At 68.7% G+C, this 2,186-nt stretch carries 2 protein-coding genes and 2 pseudogenes; all 4 read right to left on the bottom strand.

Annotated elements, in window-relative coordinates; translation table 11 throughout:
• Window positions 1–200: 200 nt before the first annotated feature.
• Window positions 201–586: pseudogene (locus tag C503_RS0136965) on the bottom strand (IS110 family transposase); the annotation flags it as partial.
• An 87-nt stretch (window positions 587–673) separates the two neighbouring features.
• The gene (locus C503_RS0136960) at window positions 674–1,639 is read right to left on the bottom strand and encodes an alpha/beta fold hydrolase (protein WP_018687220.1); all 966 of its coding nucleotides are present in this window, start codon (window positions 1,637–1,639) and stop codon (window positions 674–676) included.
• A gap of 77 nt (window positions 1,640–1,716) precedes the next feature.
• The gene (locus C503_RS0136955) at window positions 1,717–1,899 is read right to left on the bottom strand and encodes a hypothetical protein (RefSeq protein ID WP_018687219.1); all 183 of its coding nucleotides are present in this window, start codon (window positions 1,897–1,899) and stop codon (window positions 1,717–1,719) included.
• A 131-nt stretch (window positions 1,900–2,030) separates the two neighbouring features.
• Window positions 2,031–2,186: pseudogene (locus C503_RS45510) on the bottom strand (IS5/IS1182 family transposase); the annotation flags it as partial.

Below are 2,186 nucleotides of genomic sequence, written 5' to 3'. Positions count from 1 at the left end.
CGACCACCACCTCCAGCGGCCAAGCCTGGACCATCACCGGACACCACGTCCACGCGACACGATTACAACGCCGACGTTGCTTGATGCGGCACTAGGACTGCACATACCGGAACAGTGTTCGCGCAGGTGACGGCCGCAGGCAGTGAGCATGGTTGAGTTCCGGCAGGATCGCGGCTCGTGTTGGTTCGTCTTGTGTACCTCGCTGTCAGTTTGCGTCGGCCTGCCTTGGCGATGTCGGCAGGTCCGCTGCAACGGGAGAGGATTCCAGGACAGCCGGGTGGCTTGTCCGGGGGCCGATGGCTTGTTCGAGGGCGGGGTGGATGCCGGTGGCGTCGGCGGCCAAGTCGTCGTCGAACCCGATCAGCACGTCCAGCTCGGCCAGGGCGTTGTCGCCGATGTCGACCGAGCGCAGGGTGTGCGGCAGGAAACGGGTGGCGTCGGCGATGGTGAACGCGGCCCGGGCATCGGTTTTGGCGCGGCCCGGGTAGCGGTCGGCGATGCGGCGCATGGCCAGGCCAGGCAGGTAGGCGACTCGGTGGCCGGTCTCGCGTGTCACCGCGCCCGGCAGCGGGGACCGGGCCCGGGGTGACCGCGGCCACGACCGCGCAGAGGTGGGTGCCTGGCAGGCCACACCACGCGCCGGCTTGATTGGGTCACCCCGTGGCCCGGATGGTCAGTGTCGGTTGGTCCGGAAGAAGTTCAGCAGCACGGGGTTGACCACGTCCGACCGTTCCCAGTGGACGTTGTGCCCGCACTCGTTGGCCACCACCGTGCTCACCCTGCGGAAGTGCCCGGCCAGCAGACGCTGCACCGGCGGTGAGGTGTGCGGGTCGGCGTCCCCCCACAACAGCAGGGTGGGCACGGTGAGCCGTTCGATCACGGCCCAGTTCAGCGAGGTCGCCCTGGGCTGGATGATCCCGTTAGGCCCGGCCCGGTGATTGATGTCCAGCCACCTGGTGACACCGTCCGGGTCGATCGCGCGGTAGGACGGGCCCAACTCCCGGAAGTGGATGGGCAGCGCGTCGACCTCGGGCGCCCGCAACCGCTCAACCATGTCCTGGTAGTCCTGCTCCTGGACCTGAAGCACGCACGCGCCGATCACCAGGCTGTGCAACCGGTCCGGGTGGTTGAGCGCGTAGTCCATCGCGTACCAGCCGCCACCGGCAACGCCGACGACGTGAAACTTCCCGACGCCCAGGAACTCCACGAGGTCGTGCAGATCCTCGATGCCGGTCCTCGGGTCGTTCGGGTCCTGCACCGGCGAGTTGGCGTACCCCCGACGCGAGTAGCCGATGACCCGGTACCCCGCACGGGCGAGATACGGCTGCTGGTACGGCCAGCTCTCGCCACTGCCGCTCAGAGCGTGCAGCAGAACCACCGGCTCACCGTGCCCGCCGGTGTCCCAGTACCACAGCCGTGCCCCGGGCACCTGGAACAAGCCCTGGGTAGCCGGAACCTGTTCAGGCACCGGGATCGGGCGCACCGGGCTGCCAGGGCCTGGGACCGGAACGCCCGGTGGGTGCGCGTCGGCGGTCCCGTTGATCAGGGCCGTGCCGCCGAGGGCGAGCCCGGTTCCCTGCAACAGGGTCCGGCGGGATATCGGTTGCGACGGGTTCGGGTTGGTCTCGGTGTTGCCCATGTGACCTCATCTCGGGTGACCGGTTCCCGCCGACGTGCCGGACGTGCCGAGGCGCCGAATCACTGGCGCATCGGTGATCACGTGCCGAGTCGGGCGGGTGCGGCGACCCGGTCGAGCACGCCGGTGTAGGCGCGCAGCGTGTTCGGATTCGTCTTCATCCTCGGCGAATCGAGGAAGGTGTCGACCGATGTGCGCACGGTCGGCCCGCCGCCGCCGGTCCCCGTCCGCCGGGTCTCCAGCTCCGTCACCGTCGCGACCATGAACCGGCCTCCCCGATCGACCTACCGGGTAACGTGCACGAGCGGCGCAGCGACCGCAGGACGATCCCCACAGGTCGCCACCCGCCGCTGTGGATCAGGCTACCGGATAGTGGCCCTTCATTGAGCCCTTTTCATCCTGTGGTGGGTTCGTGGTGCTGTAGGACGTGGATGGCTTTGGCGAGTCGGCCGATGCGGCGTGGGCTGACTCGGACTGTGCGGAGGATGCGCCAGGTCTTGAGTTGGGCGTGGGCGCGGTTGGCGTCCTTCTGTGACTCGGGTTTGTTGCG

Source organism: Actinokineospora enzanensis DSM 44649 (genome assembly GCF_000374445.1).
GTDB lineage: Bacteria > Actinomycetota > Actinomycetes > Mycobacteriales > Pseudonocardiaceae > Actinokineospora > Actinokineospora enzanensis.
Note: the sequence above shows the minus strand (reverse complement) of the source record. Positions and strands in the feature narration are given on the sequence as shown.